This is a genomic window from Tenacibaculum sp. Ill (genome assembly GCF_051938915.1).
In the GTDB taxonomy this organism is placed as follows: domain Bacteria; phylum Bacteroidota; class Bacteroidia; order Flavobacteriales; family Flavobacteriaceae; genus Polaribacter; species Polaribacter larymnensis.
Map to the genome: position 1 here is coordinate 5,001 of NZ_JBPSCW010000002.1, position 23,746 is coordinate 28,746.

General features: G+C 33.6%; 18 protein-coding genes and 1 rRNA gene (1 of these 19 running past the window's edge). 7 read left to right on the forward strand and 12 right to left on the reverse strand.

Annotated elements, in window-relative coordinates; genetic code table 11:
- From ACTPNM_RS00030 to ACTPNM_RS00070, 9 genes are all read right to left on the reverse strand, one after another.
- Nucleotides 1-150: ribosomal RNA gene (locus tag ACTPNM_RS00030) — 16S ribosomal RNA — on the reverse strand (it extends 1,374 nt beyond the left edge of the window).
- Nucleotides 151-1,306: 1,156 nt separating this feature from the next.
- Nucleotides 1,307-3,076, reverse strand: coding sequence for a cytochrome c oxidase subunit I (locus ACTPNM_RS00035; RefSeq protein WP_274638583.1), 1,770 nt, complete (start codon nucleotides 3,074-3,076; stop codon nucleotides 1,307-1,309).
- 33 nt (nucleotides 3,077-3,109) lie between these two features.
- Nucleotides 3,110-4,117 carry a cytochrome c oxidase subunit II gene (locus ACTPNM_RS00040; protein WP_440120104.1) on the reverse strand — a complete coding sequence of 336 codons (1,008 nt, stop codon included), beginning with the start codon at nucleotides 4,115-4,117 and terminating at the stop codon, nucleotides 3,110-3,112.
- Between the two features lie 34 nt (nucleotides 4,118-4,151).
- Nucleotides 4,152-5,780, reverse strand: coding sequence for a quinol:cytochrome C oxidoreductase (locus ACTPNM_RS00045; RefSeq protein WP_274638585.1), 1,629 nt, complete (start codon nucleotides 5,778-5,780; stop codon nucleotides 4,152-4,154).
- A gap of 22 nt (nucleotides 5,781-5,802) precedes the next feature.
- Nucleotides 5,803-6,351 carry a c-type cytochrome gene (locus ACTPNM_RS00050; RefSeq protein WP_274638586.1) on the reverse strand — a complete coding sequence of 183 codons (549 nt, stop codon included), beginning with the start codon at nucleotides 6,349-6,351 and terminating at the stop codon, nucleotides 5,803-5,805.
- Nucleotides 6,352-6,360: 9 nt separating this feature from the next.
- Complete coding sequence (locus ACTPNM_RS00055; protein ID WP_274638587.1) at nucleotides 6,361-6,888, reverse strand: DUF3341 domain-containing protein; 528 nt, start codon at nucleotides 6,886-6,888, stop codon at nucleotides 6,361-6,363.
- Complete coding sequence (nrfD, locus tag ACTPNM_RS00060) at nucleotides 6,878-8,278, reverse strand: NrfD/PsrC family molybdoenzyme membrane anchor subunit (RefSeq protein ID WP_028891351.1); 1,401 nt, start codon at nucleotides 8,276-8,278, stop codon at nucleotides 6,878-6,880. Before nrfD ends, ACTPNM_RS00055 begins: the two co-directional genes overlap by 11 nt.
- Nucleotides 8,279-8,305: 27 nt before the next feature.
- Nucleotides 8,306-11,452, reverse strand: coding sequence for a TAT-variant-translocated molybdopterin oxidoreductase (locus tag ACTPNM_RS00065; RefSeq protein WP_440120105.1), 3,147 nt, complete (start codon nucleotides 11,450-11,452; stop codon nucleotides 8,306-8,308).
- Between the two features lie 32 nt (nucleotides 11,453-11,484).
- Nucleotides 11,485-12,777: a c-type cytochrome gene (locus tag ACTPNM_RS00070; RefSeq protein ID WP_440120106.1), complete on the reverse strand. Its 1,293-nt coding sequence runs from the start codon at nucleotides 12,775-12,777 to the stop codon at nucleotides 11,485-11,487.
- Between the two features lie 214 nt (nucleotides 12,778-12,991).
- Here ACTPNM_RS00070 and ACTPNM_RS00075 point away from each other — a divergent pair, with 214 nt between their 5' ends.
- Complete coding sequence (locus tag ACTPNM_RS00075) at nucleotides 12,992-13,354, forward strand: SPOR domain-containing protein (protein ID WP_274638590.1); 363 nt, start codon at nucleotides 12,992-12,994, stop codon at nucleotides 13,352-13,354.
- Between the two features lie 78 nt (nucleotides 13,355-13,432).
- Here ACTPNM_RS00075 and ACTPNM_RS00080 read toward each other — a convergent pair whose 3' ends face one another.
- Both ACTPNM_RS00080 and ACTPNM_RS00085 read right to left on the reverse strand, forming a co-directional pair.
- A complete protein-coding gene (locus ACTPNM_RS00080) occupies nucleotides 13,433-15,331 on the reverse strand; it encodes an amidophosphoribosyltransferase (protein WP_274638591.1) in 1,899 nt (632 codons plus the stop codon).
- Nucleotides 15,332-15,410: 79 nt separating this feature from the next.
- A complete protein-coding gene (locus ACTPNM_RS00085; RefSeq protein ID WP_440120107.1) occupies nucleotides 15,411-16,337 on the reverse strand; it encodes a PfkB family carbohydrate kinase in 927 nt (308 codons plus the stop codon).
- A gap of 192 nt (nucleotides 16,338-16,529) precedes the next feature.
- Between ACTPNM_RS00085 and ACTPNM_RS00090 the strand changes: the two genes are divergently transcribed.
- From ACTPNM_RS00090 to ACTPNM_RS00115, 6 genes are all read left to right on the forward strand, one after another.
- The gene (locus ACTPNM_RS00090; protein WP_274638593.1) at nucleotides 16,530-16,955 is read left to right on the forward strand and encodes a SufE family protein; all 426 of its coding nucleotides are present in this window, start codon (nucleotides 16,530-16,532) and stop codon (nucleotides 16,953-16,955) included.
- 15 nt (nucleotides 16,956-16,970) lie between these two features.
- Nucleotides 16,971-17,291, forward strand: a complete 321-nt coding sequence (locus tag ACTPNM_RS00095) for a DUF59 domain-containing protein (protein WP_115899355.1) — start codon at nucleotides 16,971-16,973, stop codon at nucleotides 17,289-17,291.
- Nucleotides 17,292-17,351: 60 nt separating this feature from the next.
- Nucleotides 17,352-17,861 carry a DUF2480 family protein gene (locus ACTPNM_RS00100; protein ID WP_274638594.1) on the forward strand — a complete coding sequence of 170 codons (510 nt, stop codon included), beginning with the start codon at nucleotides 17,352-17,354 and terminating at the stop codon, nucleotides 17,859-17,861.
- A 33-nt stretch (nucleotides 17,862-17,894) separates the two neighbouring features.
- Complete coding sequence (locus ACTPNM_RS00105) at nucleotides 17,895-18,845, forward strand: DUF3078 domain-containing protein (RefSeq protein ID WP_440120108.1); 951 nt, start codon at nucleotides 17,895-17,897, stop codon at nucleotides 18,843-18,845.
- A 79-nt stretch (nucleotides 18,846-18,924) separates the two neighbouring features.
- Nucleotides 18,925-19,764, forward strand: coding sequence for a DUF3078 domain-containing protein (locus ACTPNM_RS00110; protein ID WP_440120109.1), 840 nt, complete (start codon nucleotides 18,925-18,927; stop codon nucleotides 19,762-19,764).
- Nucleotides 19,765-19,848: 84 nt separating this feature from the next.
- Entirely contained in the window at nucleotides 19,849-20,922 is a 1,074-nt protein-coding gene (locus tag ACTPNM_RS00115) for a CNNM domain-containing protein (protein ID WP_274638597.1), read from the forward strand.
- 75 nt (nucleotides 20,923-20,997) lie between these two features.
- Here the strand turns inward: ACTPNM_RS00115 and ACTPNM_RS00120 are convergent, their stop codons facing one another.
- Nucleotides 20,998-23,724: a TonB-dependent receptor gene (locus ACTPNM_RS00120; RefSeq protein ID WP_440120110.1), complete on the reverse strand. Its 2,727-nt coding sequence runs from the start codon at nucleotides 23,722-23,724 to the stop codon at nucleotides 20,998-21,000.
- Between the last annotated feature and the right edge of the window lie 22 nt (nucleotides 23,725-23,746).

Here is a 23,746-nt window from a genome sequence, read left to right on the forward strand (position 1 = left end):
TCCTCCTGTACAAGGCAGATTCTATACGCGTTACGCACCCGTTCGCCGGTCGTCAGCAAAAAAGCAAGCTTTTCCCTGTTACCCCTCGACTTGCATGTGTTAAGCCTGCCGCTAGCGTTCATCCTGAGCCAGGATCAAACTCTTCATTGTATAATCTTTAATATTATAAATGTTAAGTTCCAAAAGAATTTCTAACTTCGTAAAGTTATGGTTATTCTACTCTTTGTTTTACGCTGTCAATTTCAATATTTTCAATGAACTTGGTGAACCTCCAATAATAAGCGTTAACTCATCTCTTTAATTCAACCTTTTGTAGAAATACTAGACTCGAACTAGTGACTTACTGTCTTCCAAAATTTCTGTGATCGTGTCGCTTTGTGAAAGCGGATGCAAAACTACAAACTCTTTTTAATCTGACAAAACTTTTTTTGAAGTTTTTTTTCGTTTGTTTGCTACACTATTTTAATGAACTGTTCCCCTAAAATTCGGACTGCAAAGATACTCACTTTATTTCTTAATAAACAAGAAAAATTTAAACTATTTTTTAACCTTTTCTTTAAATATCTTAAACCCTATTTTAATGAACTCTTACTAACTTCTTAGCTTACCGCTCTTCCGTTTGCGGGTGCAAATATAGATACCTTTTTCCATTCAACAAGCATCTTTTTTGCCTTTTTTCTAAACTATTTTTTAATACTTTAAAACCTAATTAGTTACATACAAAAGTTTTTTTCAATACACCCCTCTCATACCTTTATTTACTCCTTTTATATCTATTTGGATGCTTATAATATGGAAGTACATATAGCTGTTATAGTACTTAATTATGAACTCTAGTAATAAGTCTAACCCCTAATTTGTTTACTTTTTCTTTCGTTTTCGCTTCTTTCGCATCTTTGCAAACATCTCCTTATACTCGGATACGTCAACATATCCCCTACTTTTCGATACAATTACCAAATAGTTCTTGCGTAATTTAGGCTCTTGGTACTCTAACTTATCTTCTATATATGCTCGCTGTATTATATCTTCTACTAAATAATCCTCATTAGTACTTTACTAACTAAGTTTAGTTCAAGTTAATTATTTACTAGAAACTATATATGTCAATTCCCTAACATGAGCTTTTAAATAATAAATAACAACATTATGAACTTACTTGTTTCTTCTTCTAAAGAATCCAATAAGTCAATTTTTCTTTTTGTTTTTCTGAACTTAAAATAATTCAACATATTTCTGACCGAAGGAATACCTTAATAAAAAAAGCCTCCCAATTGGGAGACTTTTTTATTTTATATTTTTTTTCTTAAGATGGTTCTTCACCATCTAATAGTGGTACGTTTTGAGGTACGAAATCTTTTCCGTGAACATACTCACCATTTTCATCTGTTTTACTGTAATCATAAGCCCATCTATGAACTTCAGGAATTGCTCCTGGCCAGTTTCCATGTATATGTTCAACTGGAGTAGTCCACTCTAATGTATTTGCATTCCATGGGTTTTGCGTAGCTTTTTGACCTCTATACATAGAGATAAAGAAGTTTGCTATAAAAATTAACTGTGCAAAACCTCCAAGAATAGCCATGATAGTCATGAATACGTTAATATCAGCTAAATCATCAAACATTGGGAAGTTTGTGTTTGTATAGTAACGACGTGGTAAACCAGCTAACCCTATAAAGTGCATTGGAAAAAATACTCCGTAAGCACTGATTATTGTTAACCAGAAGTGCCAGTATCCTAATGTCTTGTTCATCATTCTACCATACATTTTAGGGAACCAGTGGTAAACACCAGCAAACATTCCTAATAAAGCAGATACTCCCATTACTAAGTGGAAGTGAGCCACTACGAAATATGTATCATGAACGTTAATATCTAATGCTGAATCTCCTAATACTAATCCTGTTAAACCTCCTGTTACGAATGTAGAAACTAATCCGATAGAGAACATCATTGCTGGATTTAACTGTAAGTTACCTTTCCATAAGGTGGTTACGTAGTTAAATGCTTTTACAGCTGATGGAATTGCAATTAATACAGTTGTAAAAGTAAACACAGAACCTAAGAATGGATTCATTCCTGATACGAACATATGGTGACCCCATACAATCGTAGATAAGAATGCAATTGCCATAATAGATCCAACCATTGCGCGGTATCCAAAAATTGGTTTACGTGCATTTGTCGAAATTACTTCTGAACTAATACCTAATGCTGGTAATAAGATAATATATACCTCTGGGTGACCTAAGAACCAGAATAAGTGTTCAAATAATACTGGTGATCCTCCTTGGTAATGTAATACTTCACCAGAAATAAAGATATCTGATAAGTAGAAAGAAGTACCAAAACTTCTATCGAAGATTAATAATAATGCTGCCGATAATAATACTGGGAATGAAATTACACCAATAATTGCTGTAATGAAGAATGCCCACATTGTTAATGGCAATCTTGTCATCTTCAATCCTTTTGTACGTAAGTTTAAAACTGTTACGATATAGTTTAACGATCCGATTAATGACGATGCAATGAAAATTGCCATAGACACTAACCATAATGTCATACCTGTACCTGAACCTGGAATTGCTTGTGGTAATGCAGATAATGGAGGGTAAATTGTCCATCCTGCTGATGCTGGTCCTGCCTCTACGAATAATGAAATAATCATTATTACTGATGATAAGAAGAATAACCAGTAAGATACCATGTTTAAGAATCCAGAAGCCATATCACGAGCTCCAATTTGTAACGGAATTAATAGGTTAGAGAATGTACCACTTAAACCTGCCGTTAATACAAAGAATACCATAATTGTACCGTGTATTGTTACTAACGCTAAGTACATATCTGGATTCATAATTCCATCAGTTTGGTGGTTTCCTAAGAATGCTTCAACAATTGAAAACGATGTATCTGGCCATGCAATTTGTAAACGAAATAACATAGACATGAAACCTCCTATAATACCCATAAATATACCTGTAACAAGGAACTGTTTCGAGATCATTTTATGATCTTGACTAAAAATGTATTTAGTTACAAATGTTTCTTTGTGATGATGATCTGACATAATCTATATCTTTATATACTTTTTAAAAATATCTTATTTAATTGCTTGAGCTAATGTTTTTTGTTCTGATAACCACTTGTTGTATTCTTCTTCTTCAACAACAGTAATTTTCATTTGCATATTGTAGTGAGATGCTCCACAAATTTTATTACATAATAATAAGTAATCAAACTCATATGGATCTTCTCCTTTAGCTCTTCTAATTTTGTTAATTCCTTCTGTTTTTGCAATTACCTCAGAATTCTGACGCATTTCTGCTGTAGTATACTTTGGCGTAAATGCGAATTGAGTAACCATACCTGGAACACAGTTCATTTGTGCTCTAAAGTGAGGCATATAAGCAGAGTGCAATACATCTTGTGAACGGAACTTGAATAATACTTTTTTACCTTTTGGTAAATATAATTCAGTTACTTGCTTATCATCTTGTGCACTTGGATCAGACATATCAACACCCATAGTGTTAATTCCCTTGATAAAGTTTACATTACCTAAACCTAATTGGTTGTCTTCACCTGCATAACGTGCATCCCAACGGAATTGTTGAGAGTATACTTCAATTACGATAGGGTTTTCATCATCTCCAACATACATAATGTTGTTCCAAGCCCATAAACCGTATCCAATTAACAATACAATTGTTACTGCAGGAATTGTTGTCCAAATTAATTCTAATTTATGGCTATCTGCATAAAATAATGCTTTGTTGTTTTTGTTTCCTCTATACTTATAAGTAAAGAAGAAAATTAAAAACTGCATTCCAAACTGAACGATTCCAATTAACCAAAAAGTAATATTGAAAAGGTTGTCATCATGCTCTCCTTCAAAAGAAGCAGCTTCTGGTAACATGATTACGTTCATGGCAATTAAGCAGTAAATCATCATTCCATAAAGGAATGCTAAGAAACCTAAAGCGTATTTACCTTGTTTTTCGTTGTCTTTATCTGTAGCAATTACAGAACGGAAATTCATTATGCGAGTAATTTGCCAAAAACTTACTCCAATTGCAACTGCTATGAAAATATAAAATAAAGCGAGCATATTATCTAAACTATTTGTTTATTAATTCTTTTTATTAATGATGATTACTATCTTCTCCTGTGTGTTCGATATTATAGTAATGATATGTTTCACTCTCGTGTAAATATGGGTTACCTTTTGGTACTGGATTTGCTTTTGCAAATGCACTAAAAGTAGCGAAGATAAATAATCCTGTAAAGAATAATAATCCACTAATTTCACCAATTCCGAATCCCCATTGACCACCAACGGTTCCTGGCATAATCATAACAAATAAATCGATATAATGACCTGCTAAGATTACAACACCACCTAAGATTACAAACCAAGGTCTGCTCTTAAAATCACTGTTGATTAATAATAATACTGGGAAAATAAAATTCATTACAACCATTGCTAAGAATGGTACTTTATATTCGTTAAAACGTAATAAGAAATAAGTAGTTTCTTCTGGCATATCTGCATACCATATTAACATGAACTGTGCGAACCATAAGTATGTCCAGAATACAGAAAAACCAAACATAAATTTAGCTAAATCATGAATATGACTATCATTTACTAATGGTAATACTCCCTTAGAACGTAAGTAAATTGTAACCATTGCTATTACTGTTAATGCAGATACTAAGAAGGTAGCTAATACGTACCATCCAAATAATGTTGAGAACCAGTGTGGGTCTATTGCCATAATCCAGTCCCAAGAAGCCATACTTTCAGTAAGCATAAAGAATACTAAAAAGATAACTGTTGCATTATAGTTTTTCTTGTGTTGTTTTAAGTCTCCATTATCTTGTGCTAAAGACCACTTTCTAATAAGGAAACGATAAACATTCCAACCTGTTAAATATATAATACTTCTAATTAACCATCCTGGAGTATTTAACCACCATTTCTTACCATCTACAATAGCATCGTAGTTTGGACTTGTTGGATCAGTTACTCCTTCTCCCATCCAAGTAAATAAGTGGTTCATGTGCATTGCCGTTACTATTAAGAATACTAACATTACTAAACTCACATAGTGTAAGTTTGAAGAAATAGCTTCCATTACTCTATGTAATACTACCGACCATCCTGCTTGTGCAACTATTTGTGATCCATAAAAAGCTAATACTAATAATGTGATACCTAATGAGAATAATAAAGCAACGTACAATGCAGACCAAGGTCTATTTTGCATTTGGTGTAAAGCGTGTTCTGCATGAGCATCTCCATGATCTTCACCATGAGCAGCTACTTCAGCGTGAGCTTCAGTTGTTGTTTCATGCGCTTCATCTGTTGCAGTTTCTGTATGAGCATCATCCGCTACGTGTACAGCAGAACTATCTTGCGCTTGTGTGTTTTCTGTAGCTTCTCCTGAGTCTTCTTGCTCAGCATTATGTGCTACTTCTTCAGTATGTGTAGCAGTACTATCTGCAACATGCGTTTCAGTTGTTGTATCTTCTTCGTGATTTTCAACTTCAACATGCTTTTCAACTTTAGCTTCATCTGCATGCTCTTCCTCATTATGAGTAGTAGCTGCTTCATGACCACCTCCATGGTGTGCATCTTGTTTTGCTAAAATTTCTTTTGCTTCTTCTAATGTTTTAGGTGCTGAAAAGAAACTATAACCTGTTCCTAAAAGTCCTACAGCCATTAAAACAATAGCAAGCATTTTTAATTTTCCTGAAAACTGGTACATATCTTAACTATCTATTATAGACTTATTTTAATTCGCTTCTTAATTTTTCTACGTATTGTACAACTTGCCAACGCTCATTGTACCTTAACTGTGATGCATGAGATCCCATTAAGTTTTTACCATACATAATTACATGATAAATATTACCAGGGTTTAATTCTCTATCTGCATAATTTGGAATACCGTTAAATTTATCTCTTTGAGATAATACTCCGTTACCATCACCTTTTGTTCCGTGACAAGAAGCACAGTATATACCGTATAACTCTTTACCTTTTTCTAAGTTAGCCTCAGTTGTTGGTAATGGGTTTTTTAATTCAGCTTTTGCTTTTTCGTATCCTTCATTTGTATCAGGAATATCATAAGCTACAACTCCGTTTCTACTTACAGTACCTGCCACTGGTAATTTATTTACCATTTCCTTATTTAATCCTTCTGCTCCATTGGCATCATAAGGTACAGATACATACATATCTGGCATGTATTGTACTTGTGGTTTGCGTTTATCGTTACAAGAACTTAAGCTTGTTGCTACTACAGCTAAAGCGATAATTATTTTTAAACTCTTCATATCTCTTTATTAGTGCGTTTCTACTACGTTGATTTCTACAGCTCCTGTTGTTTCTAACAATGACACTAACTCTTCTTCACTTCCTTCAACAGGAATCTCCATTAAAAAGTGATCATCTGTAGTTCTTGGATCAGGATTTTCAGCTTCTTTAAATGGCCAAATTTTACTTCTCATATAAAAAGTAATTACCATTAAGTGTGCTGCAAAAAACACTGTTAATTCGAATAAAATTGGAACGAAAGCTGGCATGTTTGTTGCCCAAGAAAAGTTTGGCTTTCCTCCAATATCTTGAGGCCAATCAGCAATCATAGTATACCATGTTAACCAAACTGCTACTGATAAACCTGTAATACCATATAAAAAAGCAGTAATTGCTAAACGTGTTGGTGCTAAGCCCATTGCTTTGTCTAATCCGTGAACTGGGAATGGACAAAATACTTCTTCAATGTGATGATTCTCTGCTTTTACCTTCTTAACGGCATCCATTAAGATATCATCATCATTATATAATGCGTGAATTACTTTATTAGTGCTCATTGTTCTCTTCTCTTGATTTTTTAAAATTCTCACCTGATGATTTCAAAATAGTCTTAATCTCTGCTGTAGGGATTACTGGGAAAGTTCTTGCATATAATAAGAATAATACAAAGAAGAACCCAATAGTTCCTATGAAGATACCTACGTCTACAAACGTTGGCTCAAAACGCCACCAAGTAGATGGTAATTGTCCTTTACTTAATACAATTGCGATAATATCAAAACGCTCAAACCACATACCGATATTAATTACAATCGAGATAATAAAAGACCAGATAAAACTTCTTCTGATTTTTTTAATCCATAATAACTGTGGTGTGAAAATGTTACAAATTAATAACGACCAGAATGCCCATCCATAAGCTCCTGCTTCTGCACCAAACGATAAGTATGTGTAGTTTTCATAAGGAGATCCTGTATACCATGCAATGAAGAATTCTGTTGCATAAGCTACTGCTACGATACCTCCTGTTAAAATGATTACGATGTTCATATACTCAACGTGTAAACGTGTAATATATGCTTCCATATTTGTAACCTTACGCATAATACCTAATAAGGTTTGTACCATTGCAAATCCTGAGAAAATTGCCCCTGCTACGAAATAAGGAGGAAAAATTGTTGAGTGCCATCCTGGGTTGATAGAAGTTGCGAAGTCCATCGATACAATTGTGTGTACAGAAAGTACTAGTGGCGTTGCTAAACCTGCTAAAACTAATGACACTTCTTCAAAACGTTGCCAGTCTTTTGCTCTACCTGACCATCCGAAAGATAATAATGCATAAATTTTCTTTTGGAAAGGTTTTACAGCTCTATCACGAATCGTTGCAAAATCAGGTAATAAACCAGTCCACCAGAAAACTAATGATACCGATAAATACGTAGAAATTGCGAATACATCCCATAATAATGGTGAGTTAAAGTTAACCCATAATGATCCGAATTGGTTAGGAATTGGTAATACCCAGTATCCGTTCCATGGACGTCCCATGTGGATGATTGGGAACAATCCTGCTTGGAATACCGCAAAAATTGTCATCGCTTCTGCTGAACGGTTAATTGCCATTCTCCATTTTTGACGGAATAATAATAATACGGCAGAGATAAGTGTACCGGCGTGACCAATACCTACCCACCATACGAAGTTGGTAATATCCCATGCCCAACCGATGTTTTTACTTAATCCCCAAACACCAATACCTGTTCCTACGGTGTAGAAGATACATCCAAATCCCCATAACATTGCTGCTAAGGAGATATAGAATGCTATATACCAATTTTTGTTTGCTTTCCCTTCAATAGGTCTAGCAATATCTTCAGTAATATCATGGTAACTCTTGTCACCAAGTATTAAAGGTTCTCTATAAGATGATTCGTAATGAGACGACATAAATCTATATACTTATTAATTTTACTATTAAGCTTCGTTTGTATTTCTTACTTTCACTTGATACACTACGTTTGGTTTTGTACCAATATAATCTAACACGTGGAAAGCTCTTTTATCTTCTTTTAACGCTGTAACTGTATCTTCTGAGTTGTTTATATCTCCAAACACCATAGCTCCAGTAGAACAAGCAGATGAACATGCTGTTTCAAACTCATCTTTGTTAACAGCTCTACCTTCTTTCTTAGCTTTTAAGATAGTAGCTTGCGTCATTTGGATACACATAGAACATTTTTCCATAACTCCACGAGAACGAACAACTACGTCTGGATTTAATACCATTTTTCCGTACTCATTGTTCATGTTGAAGTCAAACTCATTGTTTTCAGCATAGTTAAACCAGTTGAAACGACGAACTCTATATGGACAGTTGTTTGCACAGTAACGAGTACCTACACAACGGTTATATGCCATTTGGTTTTGACCTTGGCGACCATGTGATGTTGCTGCTACCGGACATACTGTTTCACATGGTGCGTGATTACAGTGCTGACACATCATAGGTTGGAAAGCAACCTGTGGGTTTTCTGCTGGATTTTCTAAAGCATCAAATAAATCTCCTTTGCTTAACTCTAATACTTTTTCAGTATAACGTCTTTCAACTTCTTGGTTTGCTATGTTTGGATTTTGAGCTTTAAACTCTTCCAACGTCATTTTAGCATCGTGTTGCTTATCTTCTACAGTAGAAGAGTAGTAACGATCAATACGTAACCAAGCCATATCCCTACCAACTCTCATTTCATCTTTACCAACAACTGGAACATTGTTTTCTGCGTGACATGCAATAACACATGCTCCACAACCTGTACAAGATGTTAAATCGATAGATAAGTTAAAGTGGTGTCCTAAACTTCTATCATGCTCATCCCATAAGTCGATTTTACTTCCTTCAACTTCTTGATGATCATAAGAAACCATAAATGGTTTATTCCAAGTATGCTTAGGATCTAATTTTTTATCGTTTACTTCTTTTAATGAAGCTTCTCTTAAGATATCGTGACGACCAGCTAAAGTACTTTGTACTTGCATACAAGCAAACTTGTGCCATCCTGAAGCTTTTTCTATAGAAACATTGTATTGTACATTGTTTCCGTTTTGGTAGAAAGGATATGCATTAATACCTACTTGCATTTCTGACTTTAATCCTTGAGTTCTACCGTAACCTAACGCTAAACCAACTGATCCTTTTGCTTGACCTGGTTGGATAATAACTGGAATTTTGTTTATTGTAACTCCATTAACTGTTACGTTAGCATAGTTACCATCAATAGCGCCGTTATCTTTTACTGGGTTTTCAAAACCTAATTCTTTGGCATCTGCCATAGAAACGGTTAAGTAGTTATCCCAAGAAGCACGTGTAATTGGATCTGGTAACTCTTGTAACCATGGGTTATTTGCTTGTTTACCGTCTCCTAAAGCTGTTGATGAATATAAGTTTAATTCGAACCCTGAAGCGTTGTTCGCGTTTCTTACTAATTGTACTGCTGCTGCATTTACATCTGCTGTAGATTCAAAAGCTATTTCTTCTTCTACAGTAACATTTTCAGCTTTAAAGAATCCATCATGTAATGCTTGATTCCATGAAGCTCCTCCTAATACATTAGTACTCCAAAATTCTTTTAAAGTGTCATAATAGTTTACTGTACTTCCTGACCACCTTAATAATACATCTTGAACCTGACGTGTATTAAACAATGGTTGAATAGTTGGTTGCATTAAACCATAAACACCTTGTTTAGCCATAACATCTCCCCAACTTTCTAAGTTGTGAGGTGATGGTAATGTATATTGTGTAGCATTAGCTGTAGCGTCATCTTGCGTAGATAAGGCAACAGATAATTTTAAGTTCTTAATTCCTTCTGCTAAATCAGCTGCATTTGACAATGAGTATAAAGGATTTACATTGTAAGTAATTAATCCTTTTACTTTACCTCCTTTAATGTCTGCTACTAATTGAGCAACTTGAGTATCGTTACCTTGGCGTTTTAAGTTCACTGCCTTAGTATCGATTACTTCACTATTTAATGCTTTATTAATTGCTAAAGCAATTAATTGAGCATTTTTATCATTTAAACCTGTAACAACAACTCCTTTTGAACCTGCTTTTTTAAGGTCTTTAGCTAATTGCTTTACCTCTGCATCAAAAGCTGTTGCTTTTGAAGGAAGATTGCTTCCTGTTACTTGGTTGTATAAGTTTATTAAAGCGAAAACTTGTTCAGATGGTTTAGCAACTATTCTTTTATCAGCATTTGCTCCTGCTAAAGACATGTTACTTTCTATTTGAACATGGTAAGACATTTTACCAGTTTCAACTCTACGACCATCTGCATAAGATTTTTCATATCCACCTTGCCAATCTCCTAAGAAATCTGCTCCTATAGATGCAATAACTTCTGCTTTACTAAAATCATAATCTGGTAATGCTCTTTTACCATACATAGCTTCAAAAGCATCTGCAGCTGCACTATCAGAAATTGCATCATACACCACATGCTTCACATTTGGATAAGCAGTAATAAAGTCAGCAATTACTTTTTCAGTAGAAGGACTCGCTAAAGTACCTGTTAAAAACACAACTGGTTCGTCAGCGTCTTTTAACTCGTTTAACTTTGCAATAATTTCTTTATCTGCATCTGCCCAAGAAATTTGAGTTTCACCTTTTCTAGGTTCTTTTAAACGTAATTTCTCATCGTATAATGATAAAACTGATGCTTGAGTACGTGCGCTAGTTACACCTCCTGCCTCTTTGTTTGGCATGATTTGAATTGGACGCCCTTCGCGTGTTTTTACTAATACGTTTGCGAAATCAAAACCATCTGCAATTGTAGTTGCGTACCAATCAGCAACACCTACTACGATATCATTTGGTTGCACTACATAAGGAATTGATTTTCTTACTGGACCTTCACAAGCTGCTAAAGAAGCTGCTGCAGTGGTAAATCCAACATATTTCAAGAAATCTCTACGTGAAGTTGATGATGTTTCTAAGGTTTCTTTGTCGCCTAAAAATTCATCTGTAGGAATATCTTGTACAAACTCATTATTACGTAGCGTTTCAACAACAGAACTACCTTTTAGTTCTTCAACACTTTGCCAGTATTTTTTGTTTGAAGCCATTTATATATGTGTTTTTCTACTTTCTAAATTGATTAATAGTGGCACTTACCACACTCTTTTCCTCCTAATTGCGCAATAGTTACTTGCTCAACACCGTACTTTTTAGCTAAATCTTCATGAATTTTAGCATAGTACTCATTACCTTTTAAGTCAACCTTAGTCGCCTTATGACAATCTATACACCATCCCATTGTTAATGGAGAATGTTGATACACCTCTTCCATTTCTTCTACAGGTCCGTGACATTTTTGACAAGCTATACCTCCAACTGTTACGTGTTGTGAGTGGTTAAAATATGCAAAATCTGGTAAGTTATGAACTCTAACCCATTTAACTGGTTTAGTATTTCCTGTATACTCTAATTTATCTGCATCCCAACCTGCTGCTTCATAAATCTTAGCGATTTCCTTATCTAAATCTGCTTTTACTAATGTATGGTCATCCATTACTACTTTAGTATCATCAGCAACCTCTGAAATATTTTTATGACAGTTCATACAAACATTGACTGAAGGAATTCCAGATGTTTTACTGTGCTTAGCAGACGAGTGACAGTATTGACAATTGATCTTGTTATCTCCTGCATGAATCTTGTGCGAAAAAGCAATTGGTTGAATTGGCTGATACCCTTCATCAACACCTACTTTAAACAACGTACCAAACAAGAAGTAAGCAGCTACTAAAGCTCCGAAAATCACGGTTAATACTTTTAAGAATGTATTCTGTTTAATTCCTTGCCATAATTCAGCTGTTTGCCCCATTAAACCTGGAGTTTTTGGAGCTCCTTTTAATTCACTAATAGTTTTTAGTAAACTACCAATAATTAAAAACGCTACAACAATTGCCGCAGCTAATATATAAATCAACCACTTAGGTGCCTGATCTCCCTGAGGCTGACCAGCAACTTCAGCTCCTGCAACAGCAGCCTTTTTAACCTCACCTACAGTTGTATAATAAAGAATATCATCGATGTTTTGATCTGTTAACTGCGGAAAAGCAGTCATGTTAGAACCGTTATACTCTTCAAAAATAGCAATCGCATCTTTGTCTCCAGATGCTCTAAGCTCAGCATTGTTCTTAATCCATGCCTTTAACCATTCGTTAGTTCTTTTTTCTTCTACTCCAGCTAACGCAGGACCTACAAGTTTTTTATCTAACTTGTGACAAGAAGCACAAAGAGATTTAAATAATTTCTTTCCTTCTTTTTGACGCGCTTCGTCAATATCTTGTGAAAACGCGGAAGAACTTACTAAGAAAACTAAAAAGAAAGCTAAACTCCTTACTAGAGTTTTGGTTAATCTACTGTGATGATTCACACTTTTCATACTATAAAATATAAGTTTTGTATCTATTTTGGTACAATTTTTTCTGTTACACTATTAAAAAATAGTACACAGAAAGTTGCACAAAAGTACTACTTCTGTCTAAATTGTGAAATGTTAAGAGAATCCTAATCTATAATTTATAATAATTCTAAATAAACAACGTTAACAATGTATTAACTGACAAGTCATTACTTTTGTAAAAAGATTCAACAAAATGAAAAAATACAGCATATTAATCACCTTCTTATTTATTATTGGAGGTAGTGTTTTTAATGTAAAAGCTCAAGATAAACTTACTGAAAACAAAGACATTATTTCGTTAATAGAAAAAAAACGAGCTTACAATAAACATAACGGAAGTGGGTATAGAATACAATTATATAACGGACTTGAAAGACGTGCAAGAAGCTTACGTAATAGATTTAAAATTGAATACCCTGATGTTTATACTAAACTAACTTACAAAGCTCCAGAATGGAAAATACAAGTAGGAAATTATAAAACACGTTTACATGCGGACAGAGCTTTAAATGAGATTCGTGAAAAGTTCTCTGGTGCAATTGTGGTTCCTATGTAATTAAACATATTTTACAGCATAAAAAAAGAGTAATCGAACAAACGATTACTCTTTTTTATTTATTAGACCTACTAGTAATTAATAAGCTCTTTTATCACTTCCTTCATAAAAATTGATAAATGCTTGGTTTACTACTCTATGACCTCCATCTGTAGGATAATCTCCAGTAAAATACCAATCTCCTAAATTATCTGGACATGCTTTATGTAATCCACTTACTGGCTGGAATATAACCTCTACATCTGCCTTAATTTCAGCTGTTTTTAGCATTTGTGCAATCTTTGCTGAAACTTCTTCATCGGTAAACGGCGCATAAATTTCTTTTACATAATTTACTACATCTTTATCCTCACTACCTTCTTGTTGTTTACACTTTTGGTATACTTCATCAACAATATTATATTGATTTGTCTCTTTCAACAATTCTAAAGCAGCTTTAAACGCAATGAAATCGTTAATCTTAGCCATATCAATACCATAACAATCAGGGTAACGGATTTGAGGCGCAGAAGAAACTACTACTATTTTCTTAGGGTTTAGTCTATCTAAAATCTTAATAATACTCTTCTTCAAAGTAGTACCTCTTACAATACTGTCATCTATGATAACTAAGTTATCTGTTGGCTTCACAACACCATAAGTAACGTCATAAACGTGAGCAACTAAATCATCGCGACTACTATCATCAGTAATAAAGGTGCGTAATTTTGCATCTTTAATTGCTATTTTTTCAAAACGTGGTCTTTTAGAAAGAATTTCAATTACTCTTTCTTTTGAAAGCTTTCCTTCACCAGCTAAAATTGCATCTGTCTTCTGTTGATTCAATACATCTTCTGCTGCTTCCATCATTCCGAAAAACGATGTTTCTGCCGTATTTGGTATGTAAGAAAAAACTGAATTTTCTATATCACTATCAATAGACTTTAAAACTTCTGGGAACACATATTTTCCTAAGTTTTTACGTTCTTCATAAATTGAAGCATCACTTCCTCTTGAAAAGTAAATACGCTCAAAAGAACATGCTTTTTTAGGTCTTTCTTCCAAAACCGGAGCCATTGTTGTCTGACCATTCTTCTTGATGATTAATGCATGGCCTCTATCAATTTCTTTAATAGTATCAATTGGAACATTGAATACTGTTTGAATCACTGGTCGTTCTGAAGCAACCACTACTACTTCATCATCTTCATAAAAGAATGCTGGACGAATTGCTGAAGGGTCACGCAATACAAAAGCGTCTCCATGACCTAATAGTCCTGCCATTGCATAACCACCATCCCAGTTTTTAGCTGAACGCTGTAAAATTCGTTGAATATCTAAGTTTTCTTCTATATAAGGTGAAGCATCTTTTTTATTAAACCCTTCCTCTTTAGCCTTTAAGTACAAATCAGAAACTTCCGACTCTAAAAAATGACCTATCTTCTCCATCACAGTTACAGTATCTGTAAACTCTTTTGGGTGCTGTCCTAAATCAATTAAATCATTTAATAACTGTTTAGAGTTCGTCATATTAAAGTTTCCTGCAACAATTAAACTTTGATGCCTCCAATTACTTTGACGTAAAAATGGATGAACACTCTCTATAGAGTTTTTACCGAATGTACCGTAACGAACATGCCCTAAAAATAGGTTTCCAATGTAAGGTACATTTTCTTCTTGCCATTTTACATCATCAACCTTATCTGGGTTCTCTTCAAAAACTCCATTGATTCTATGGTTGATTTTTCCGAAAATATCTTGGATTGGTTGTGATTGGTTGGAGCGGATTCTACTTATGTATCTTGTTCCAGGCTCTACATTAAATTTTATACTTGCTAATCCAGCACCGTCTTGTCCTCTATTGTGCTGTTTTTCCATTAACAGGTACATTTTATTTACACCATAAAACGCGGTACCATATTTATCTTTATAGTACTGTAATGGTTTTTTTAAACGAACCATTGCAATTCCGCATTCGTGTTTAATAGCGTCACTCATTTAATTTCAAGTATTTAGTTGTGTTGTAGTTTTGTGTGTTGTATAAAAAAATCCGCAGCAAAAAGCGCGGATTTATAGTTTATGATAGTGCTATATCAAATTGTGTTAATTCTTTAAACGCTTTTAAGCGCGCTTGTACCTCTTCGCTAGTTAACGCCTCCATACGCTGTGTTCCGAATTTTTCAACACAGAACGATGCTAAATTAGATCCGTAAATAATTGCACTCTTCATATTCTCGAATGAAATATCTTCTGTTTTAGCTAGATATCCACAGAAACCTCCTGCAAATGTATCTCCAGCCCCTGTTGGATCAAATACTTCTGCTAGTGGTAATGCTGGTGCAAAGAACATGTTTCCTTCATTAAACAATAAAGCTCCGTGTTCTCCTTTTTTAATTACAACGTATTTTGGTCCCATTTCGTGAATCTTCTTTGCTGCATTTACCAAAGAGTACTCCCCGCTTAACTGGCGTGCTTCCTCATCGTTAATTGTAATAACATCTACACGTTTTAAAACTTCATGTAAATCGTTTAATGCTATATCCATCCAAAAGTTCATAGTGTCTAACACTACTAACTTAGGTCTTTCATTCATTTGATCTAATACCGATGCTTGTGTTAATGGGTGCAAATTACCTAACATTACAATCGGCGCATCTTTAAAAGATTCTGGAACTACAGGTTGAAAATGCTCTAACACATTCAGTTCAGTTACTAAAGTATCGCGAGAGTTCATATCGTTATGATACTTTCCACTCCAAAAGAAAGTTTTTCCTTCTTTTACTATTTCCACTCCATCAGTATTAATTCCTTTATCGTTCATCATATCTATGTATGACTGTGGAAAATCTCCTCCAACTACAGAAACTACTCCTGTTTGCACTCCAAACTGTGAAGCTGCTAATCCTACAAAAGTTCCTGACCCTCCTAAGATTTTATCAGTTTTTCCAAATGGTGTTTCTATAGCGTCAAATGCTACTGTTCCTACTGCTAATAATTTACTCATAACTCTACTTAATATTCCTTTACCTAAGGAAATCTATTTGTTTCTTTAAGTCTCTATAAATTACTAAGACTTAAAATTTTACTAATTCTACTCATTAAGGCTTAAACTCTCATGTCAACTGCCTTTTTTGTCGTAATTTTGCGTCTTTAATTAAAAACGGTCTTTTTGACTTTGCAAAAATAGTTTTAAAAAATGACTATCAAAGAAATACAAGAAGAAATTATTGACGAGTTTTCTATGTTTGAAGACTGGATGGAGCGTTATGAGTACATTATTGAACTAGGTAAATCGCTACCATTAATAGACGAAGCATACAAATTAGATGAAAACCTAATTAAAGGATGTCAATCGAAAGTATGGTTACACTCTGAGTTAAAAGGTGACACTATTGAGTTTACTGCCGATAGTGATGCTATTTTAACAAAAGGAATTGTGGCTTTATTATTGAGGGTATTTTCTGACCAAACACCTAAGGCCATTTTAGACGCCGATACTGAATTTATAGACGAAATTGGCTTAAAGGAACATTTGAGCCCTACACGTGCTAACGGATTAGTATCAATGGTAAAACAAATTAAAATGTACGCAATTGCGCAACAAAGCAAGTTAGCGAATTAAAAGAAGTTTAGAATTATGACTGAAGATAAATTAGAAGAATTAGGAGATAAAATAGTTCGTGTATTAAAAACCATTTTCGACCCTGAAATACCTGTTGACATATATGAACTAGGTTTAATTTATGATGTTTTTATATCAGAAGAGAATGATGCCAAAATATTAATGACATTAACTTCTCCTAACTGTCCTGTTGCTGAAACATTACCTGTTGAAGTAGAGGAAAAAGTAAAAACTTTGAAAGAAATCAACAACTGTGAGGTTGAAATCACTTTTGATCCAACTTGGACTCAAGACATGATGAGTGAAGAAGCAAAATTAGAATTAGGAATGCTATAAGGCCTTTGATATAACTATTAAAAACACAAAGCGTACAACTTTTAAACTTTTCAACTAAATATGGCAGAAGAAATTATAAATAGAGTTGCTAACAGTAAGCTTACTACGATAGATTTAGAAGATTTTTACCCTAAAGGTAAGCGTGTAGTGTTTGATATTAAAAATTGGTTGTTTGAAGAATTGATTCTTCGTGAAAAGGATTTTAGAGAATCTGTAAAAAATCATGACTGGACTCAATACCAAGATAGTTATGTTTCATTAACCTGTTCCACTGATGCCATTATTCCTTCTTGGGCTTATCTTTTATTGACTACTGAACTTACTCCTTTTGCTAAAAAAGTTGTTGTTGGTGACTTAATATTATTAGAAACTGTAATATATCAAGAGATTATTCACAAGCTAGACACTTCTGAATATAAGGACAAGCCTGTAATAATTAAAGGGTGTGCAAATAAGCCTATACCACCATCAGCATATACCTTATTAATTGAAAAAATCAAACCTGTAGCTAAAACCATCATGTTTGGTGAAGCTTGTTCAACAGTACCGCTTTATAAGAGAAAAAGATAATTAAACTCATAGAACTCCTCAATTTAATAACAAATGAAAAAACTGTTCTTAATCCTGTTTTCTTGTTACTCTTTTTCTATAGTTTCACAAGAAACTAAAAAAGATAGTATTTCTACTGTAGGTTTACAAAACTCACCTTTAGACACTAGTTTTGCTTTCTATATATTTAATAGACGAGTATTTGCAGAACCTCTGGTCAAAAAGAATCCTCCCAAAAAATGGACTGTTGTAGGAAAATATACTTTTCTTTTCAATCAATCATCTTTTTCTAATTGGGCAGCAGGTGGAAATAACACCGTTGCTGGAAATATGACACTTGGTTATGATTTTAACTACAAAAGAAAAAAGTGGAACTGGGATAATAAAGTTATTTCTGCTTATGGAATTAGTTATGTAGATGGTCAAGGAGTAAGAAAAACAGAAGATCAATTTGAATATAACTCTTTACTTGGTTTAAGAACTTCAAAACTATGGTTTTTCTCATTTTTTAGTAATTTTAAAACGCAGTACACCAGAGGTTATGATTATAAACAAGAACCAAAGCTAGCTGTTTCAGATTTCTTTTCTCCTGCATATTGGAGTTTTGGCCCTGGTATGTTATGGAAAAAAAATGATGATGCAAGAATAAACGTTGCTCCTGCTTCAGCTCGTTACACATTTGTTTCAGATGAGTTTTCAGGAAAGTATGGTGTAGATGAAGGTAAGAATATAAATTTCAGTTTAGGTTTCAACCTTTCAGCTTATTTTAAAAGCGAAATAATGAAAGATGTTACCATGGAAAGCATTGTAGCAGTATATTCTGATTATTTGAACAAACCACAAAACATTGATATCGATTATCAATTAAACATCTTTGTTAAAATTAATAAAAACCTGTCTACAAACCTTGGCTTACACGCCATTATTGATGACGATGCTTCAAGCAAAGTACAATTTAAAGAAGTGTTTGGTCTTGGTTTAAATTATATTTTTCATAAGACGTGACTTTTGGCGTAATGTTATTGTCTAACCCCTAGGTTAAGCGTACATTCGCGCCCTCAAAAATTAATTTAAAACTATTAAAATGAAAAAATTATTAGCTATTGCTGTTTTGTTTGGAGCACTAACAGTTAACGCTCAAGAAGAAAAAAAAGAAGAACCTAAAGAAGGATGGAAAAGAAGCGGTAACATTTCTTTTTTATTCAACCAATCTGCTTTTAATAATTGGTTAGCTGGTGGTACAAATAACATTTCTGGTACTATTGGATTAAACTATGATTTTAATTACACCAAAGGTGATTGGACTTGGGATAATAAATTAATTGCTTCTTACGGTTTAACAAAGTTAAAAGGAGAAGAAGTACAAAAAACAGATGACCGTTTAGAGTTAAACTCTTTATTAGGAAAAAAAGCCGGCGGATATTGGTATTACTCTGCTTTTTTCAACTTTAAGACTCAAATGTCTTCAACCTATGTTTCTGGCGAGCAAACATCTCATTTCTTTTCTCCTGCATACTTCCAATTTGGACCTGGTATGCTTTGGAAAAAACATGACAATTTAAAAGTAAACATCGCTCCTGCAACTTCTAAGTTAATATATGTACACAAACACTTGACTGATTTTGGACCTGCTTTTGGAGTAGAGCAAAACGAAACTACTCGTTATGAACTAGGTGCTGCAGTTAATGCCTATTACAAATTAGATGTAATGAAAAATGTGTCTGTAGAAAATATATTGAACTTATACAGTAACTACTTGGAAGATTTTCAAAATGTAGATATTGACTACACTGTTAACGTAGTAATGAAAGTTAACAAATACTTATCTGCGAATCTTTCTATGCAAGCTATTTATGACGACAACGCCTTTAGAGGATTCCAAACGAGAGAAGTGTTTGGTCTAGGAGTAAATTACGGTTTCTAGAAAAACAAAACATAATAGTAAAGCCTCAAGAATATATTCTTGAGGTTTTCTTTTTTACGTATTTTAGCCTAAAAATTTTAACGAATGACATTATTAATTGTTTACGCCACCTTATCTATATTTTTCTCTTTTTTATGCTCTATATTAGAAGCTGTACTACTAAGTGTTACCCCTACTTTTGTGAATGTTAAAAAGAAAGAAGAAAAAGCTTACGCAAACGATCTTGAAGCTTTAAAAAAAGACGTTGACAAGCCTCTTATTGCTATCTTAACAGTAAACACCATAGCCCATACAGTAGGAGCTATCTTAGTTGGTGCTCAAGCAAAGAAAATATTTAACGACGAAGGAAACGGTGTTTTTATCGTTTCTGCTATAATGACTATTTTAATTTTAGTAGCATCTGAAATTATTCCTAAAACTATCGGAGCAACTTATTGGAAATCTCTAGCTGGTTTTACAACCAAGGCCTTAAATGTGCTAATTTTCTTCTGTAAATACACTGGTATTATATGGGTACTTCAATTATTTACTAAACTATTTGGTAAAGGAGCACATGGTGAAAGTGTTTTAAGTAGAGAAGATTTTTCCGCCATGACCGATATTGCTGAGCAAGAAGGTGTTTTTCATGAAAGTGAAGGTAAAGTAATTAGAAACATGCTAAACTTTAAAGAAGTTCAAGCTAAACATATTATGACACCTCGTACGGTACTTACTACTGCTGACGAAAACCAAAGCATTGAATCGTTTTTTAATGAAAATAGACCTTTACGCTTTTCTAGAATACCTGTGTATGCTGAAAATCCAGACAACATAACTGGATATGTTTTAAAGGATCAGTTGTTGCTTTCTTTGGTTGACAACAAAGGAAACGAACCTTTAAAAACAATTAAAAGAGAAATTATTATTGCTAGCAGAGAGCTTTCTATTCCTAATTTATTTGAAAAGTTAATTGAGCAAAGAGAGCATTTAGCTTTAGTTGTAGATGAATATGGAGCAGTTAGCGGTTTAGTAACTCAAGAAGACGTTATAGAAACCCTTTTAGGCTATGAAATAATGGATGAGAGTGACAATGTAGCAAACCTACAAAGTTTGGCTAGAAAAAGCTGGGAACAGCGTGCTAAACGATTAGGGATAATTAATGACTCTGAAAACGAATAGTAAACTTACAAGTTTATAAAATAAAAAAAGGCGTGAATTAATTCACGCCTTTTTTTATTTTATAGTAAACTATTTCTAGTCATTAATTGTCCAAGAAACATAGTACATAGAACCAATTAATCCTGATCCTGGTGCAACCATATATTCGTTACCAGTTAAGTTCGTTCCTCCTAATTTAAATCTTGATTTAATAGCAGGCACTCTATAGTTTATTTGTGCATCTAATACAGTTCTTGCATCTACTGTATCATCTAAGAAACTTGACTGCCAATAGAACTCATCTTGCCATCTTAAATTCACATTAAACCCAAAATTTTTAAACAAGTTCGGATTTCCAAACATTACTTTTACTTGATGTTCTGGAGTATTAAATCCTGCTTTAAAAGTTGGATCATCACTTTGATCAAAAACTAATTTTGAATATGTATAGTTGGCTCCTAAGTTAAACGTCTTAAATACTTTTGTATTTAACCCTACACCTACACCATACGAATCAACATTAGCTGATGTATTTGTATTAAGTACAAATGATGTATAATCTCCATTATCTATTGCTGCATCAGCTTGTGCATCTGGTGTTCCATCTGCTTCTAAAGTTCCATAATTAGCTACAATAACATCTTTGAATGCTACAAAGTCGTTATACTGGTTATAATAACCATTTATATCCAATTCTAATATATTTCTACTATTTAAGTCGATAATACTTCTATATCCAACTTCGTATGAAGTAACCTTTTCTGGTTTAATTGGATTCACGTCAAGTTTAACTCTATTATCTGTTCCAACTAAAGCATTTCCAAAAGCTTGTCTACCTGTAATTACACTAGTAGAGCCATCTTGATTAGCTACTATAGTAGAAAAACGATCTAAGTTTTCTTGAGAAGTACCTAAGATATACTTACTTGGACCTGAACGTAATCCAAAGTATTGCTCTAAAGTACTAGGGTTTCTAAATCCTGTTTGATAAGAAGCTCTTAAAATATGGTTTTTTGATTCACCTAAAGAATAGTTTAACGCTACCCTTGGTGAGAAGTTTCCTTCAAAGTTTTTAGATTTATCATAACGAACAGATCCAGTAAACTTTAATCTATCATCTAAAAATTTCTTTTGAATTTGAGAGTAAACCCCAACCATATCAAACTCTATACTACTATTTTCATCTGTAAATAAAGTTCCGTTTGAGTTAATATCAAATTTACGGTAAGAACCTCCTACTTGAATCTCTCCCCAACGAATTAAATCCTTGAAGTTATAATTAGCATCAAAGTGATAAAAAGAAGTTTCGTCTTTTATCCCTGCTCCTCCTTTGTTTATTGGAGTATTGATTACTTCTTCTAAAGCTGTTTTAAACTCAGGTGACCCAGGAACATATCTGTTTCTATTAGCAAACCTTCTTGCATCAGCATCATTAAGAGGTGTATACCCAGGAACCGTTATTGCTCCACTATATATACCTGCATATTCTTGATACCAGTTTTGCGTTGGGTTGTACTTTTCATTTAAAGCAATTGCTGCAAATCGTAAATCGTGACTTTTTCCTGAATCATTTCCTGTATAATATCCTCTTACAAAGAAATTTTTCCCTATAAGTTCTAATTTATACTGCTCAATAAAGTATCCTTTTTGAGAGAATCTATTTGTTCCTTGATATGTGTTATCTCCACGAGAAAAACGAGAATTTAATACAATCTCTAATGCATCATTTGCCCATGGTCTGATGTGTATAGATCCATCAAATTTTAAGTTATAACCATTATAGTTAGTTAAGTCAGCTTCATTGTACCCTGTTCTACTTACATCCAAAGAAGGTAATGCTGAATTTAAATCATTTAAGTTAAAATTAAAATCATCACCATATACATTTACACCATCATAATCAGTATTTGTATTTCTATCTCCATCAATAGCTACTCCACCAATTCCTGTTGTATTTCTAGTATCAACAGCATGCCATTCTTCAGCAGAGAAATAAGTTAAGTTTGCTTTAGCAGCAACATAATCATTAAACTTATATGCCATACGAATTCCTGCGTCATAAAAAGGATTATTACCTGCTGCTTCTTGTGACATAGTACCTGTTTTAATATAAGTACTAATACCCGCATCATCAAAAGGATTTCTACTTCTCATTAACAAAATACCGTTAAAGGCGTTTGCCCCATATAAAGCAGAAGAAGCTCCAGGTAGAATTTCAACATTCTTAACATCTAAATCAGACAATCCTAGAATGTTTCCTGCTGAGAAGTTCAGTGCTGGTATTGATGTTTCTACTCCATCAACTAACTGTACAAATCGAGTATTATCAAAAGTAGAAAAACCACGAGAGTTTACAGATTTAAATCCGTAATTCGCCTCACGCGACTCAATTCCTTTTAAGTTTGTTAATCCGTCATAAAATGAAACAGAAGTATTTCTCTTAACATCAACAATACCCATTCTTTCAATAGTTACTGGAGATTCGATAACTCGTTCAGGAGATCTAGATGCTGAAATTACAACTTCATCTAATGCTACACTTTCTTTTAATATTACATTTACTTCTTGATCTTGTGAAGTAACTTCTATGATTTCTGTTTTATATCCAAAAGCAGAAACTTGTATAGTTATAGGGTAGGTTGACTTAACTTGTAACGTAAATTTTCCTTCAAAATCAGAAGTTGCTCTTGCTTCTCCTGAAAGAATTACTGCATTTGGAAAAGGCTCCAAGTATTCGTCGTAAATTTTTCCATTTACTGTAGTTTGTGCATAAATAGCCATACTACACACTACCAAAACTATGGATAGTAGTTTTTTAAACATAATGTTTATTTTAATTGATTTG

What these genes read in the sequence shown, in the direction of transcription:
- ACTPNM_RS00035 (WP_274638583.1), bottom strand. Translation starts at nt 3,076, where the DNA reads ATGTCAGATCATCATCACAAAGAAACATTTGTAACTAAATACATTTTT.
- ACTPNM_RS00040 (WP_440120104.1), bottom strand. Translation starts at nt 4,117, where the DNA reads ATGCTCGCTTTATTTTATATTTTCATAGCAGTTGCAATTGGAGTAAGT.
- ACTPNM_RS00045 (WP_274638585.1), bottom strand. Translation starts at nt 5,780, where the DNA reads ATGTACCAGTTTTCAGGAAAATTAAAAATGCTTGCTATTGTTTTAATG.
- ACTPNM_RS00050 (WP_274638586.1), bottom strand. Translation starts at nt 6,351, where the DNA reads ATGAAGAGTTTAAAAATAATTATCGCTTTAGCTGTAGTAGCAACAAGC.
- ACTPNM_RS00055 (WP_274638587.1), bottom strand. Translation starts at nt 6,888, where the DNA reads ATGAGCACTAATAAAGTAATTCACGCATTATATAATGATGATGATATC.
- nrfD (WP_028891351.1), bottom strand. Translation starts at nt 8,278, where the DNA reads ATGTCGTCTCATTACGAATCATCTTATAGAGAACCTTTAATACTTGGT.
- ACTPNM_RS00065 (WP_440120105.1), bottom strand. Translation starts at nt 11,452, where the DNA reads ATGGCTTCAAACAAAAAATACTGGCAAAGTGTTGAAGAACTAAAAGGT.
- ACTPNM_RS00070 (WP_440120106.1), bottom strand. Translation starts at nt 12,777, where the DNA reads ATGAAAAGTGTGAATCATCACAGTAGATTAACCAAAACTCTAGTAAGG.
- ACTPNM_RS00075 (WP_274638590.1), top strand. Translation starts at nt 12,992, where the DNA reads ATGAAAAAATACAGCATATTAATCACCTTCTTATTTATTATTGGAGGT.
- ACTPNM_RS00080 (WP_274638591.1), bottom strand. Translation starts at nt 15,331, where the DNA reads ATGAGTGACGCTATTAAACACGAATGCGGAATTGCAATGGTTCGTTTA.
- ACTPNM_RS00085 (WP_440120107.1), bottom strand. Translation starts at nt 16,337, where the DNA reads ATGAGTAAATTATTAGCAGTAGGAACAGTAGCATTTGACGCTATAGAA.
- ACTPNM_RS00090 (WP_274638593.1), top strand. Translation starts at nt 16,530, where the DNA reads ATGACTATCAAAGAAATACAAGAAGAAATTATTGACGAGTTTTCTATG.
- ACTPNM_RS00095 (WP_115899355.1), top strand. Translation starts at nt 16,971, where the DNA reads ATGACTGAAGATAAATTAGAAGAATTAGGAGATAAAATAGTTCGTGTA.
- ACTPNM_RS00100 (WP_274638594.1), top strand. Translation starts at nt 17,352, where the DNA reads ATGGCAGAAGAAATTATAAATAGAGTTGCTAACAGTAAGCTTACTACG.
- ACTPNM_RS00105 (WP_440120108.1), top strand. Translation starts at nt 17,895, where the DNA reads ATGAAAAAACTGTTCTTAATCCTGTTTTCTTGTTACTCTTTTTCTATA.
- ACTPNM_RS00110 (WP_440120109.1), top strand. Translation starts at nt 18,925, where the DNA reads ATGAAAAAATTATTAGCTATTGCTGTTTTGTTTGGAGCACTAACAGTT.
- ACTPNM_RS00115 (WP_274638597.1), top strand. Translation starts at nt 19,849, where the DNA reads ATGACATTATTAATTGTTTACGCCACCTTATCTATATTTTTCTCTTTT.
- ACTPNM_RS00120 (WP_440120110.1), bottom strand. Translation starts at nt 23,724, where the DNA reads ATGTTTAAAAAACTACTATCCATAGTTTTGGTAGTGTGTAGTATGGCT.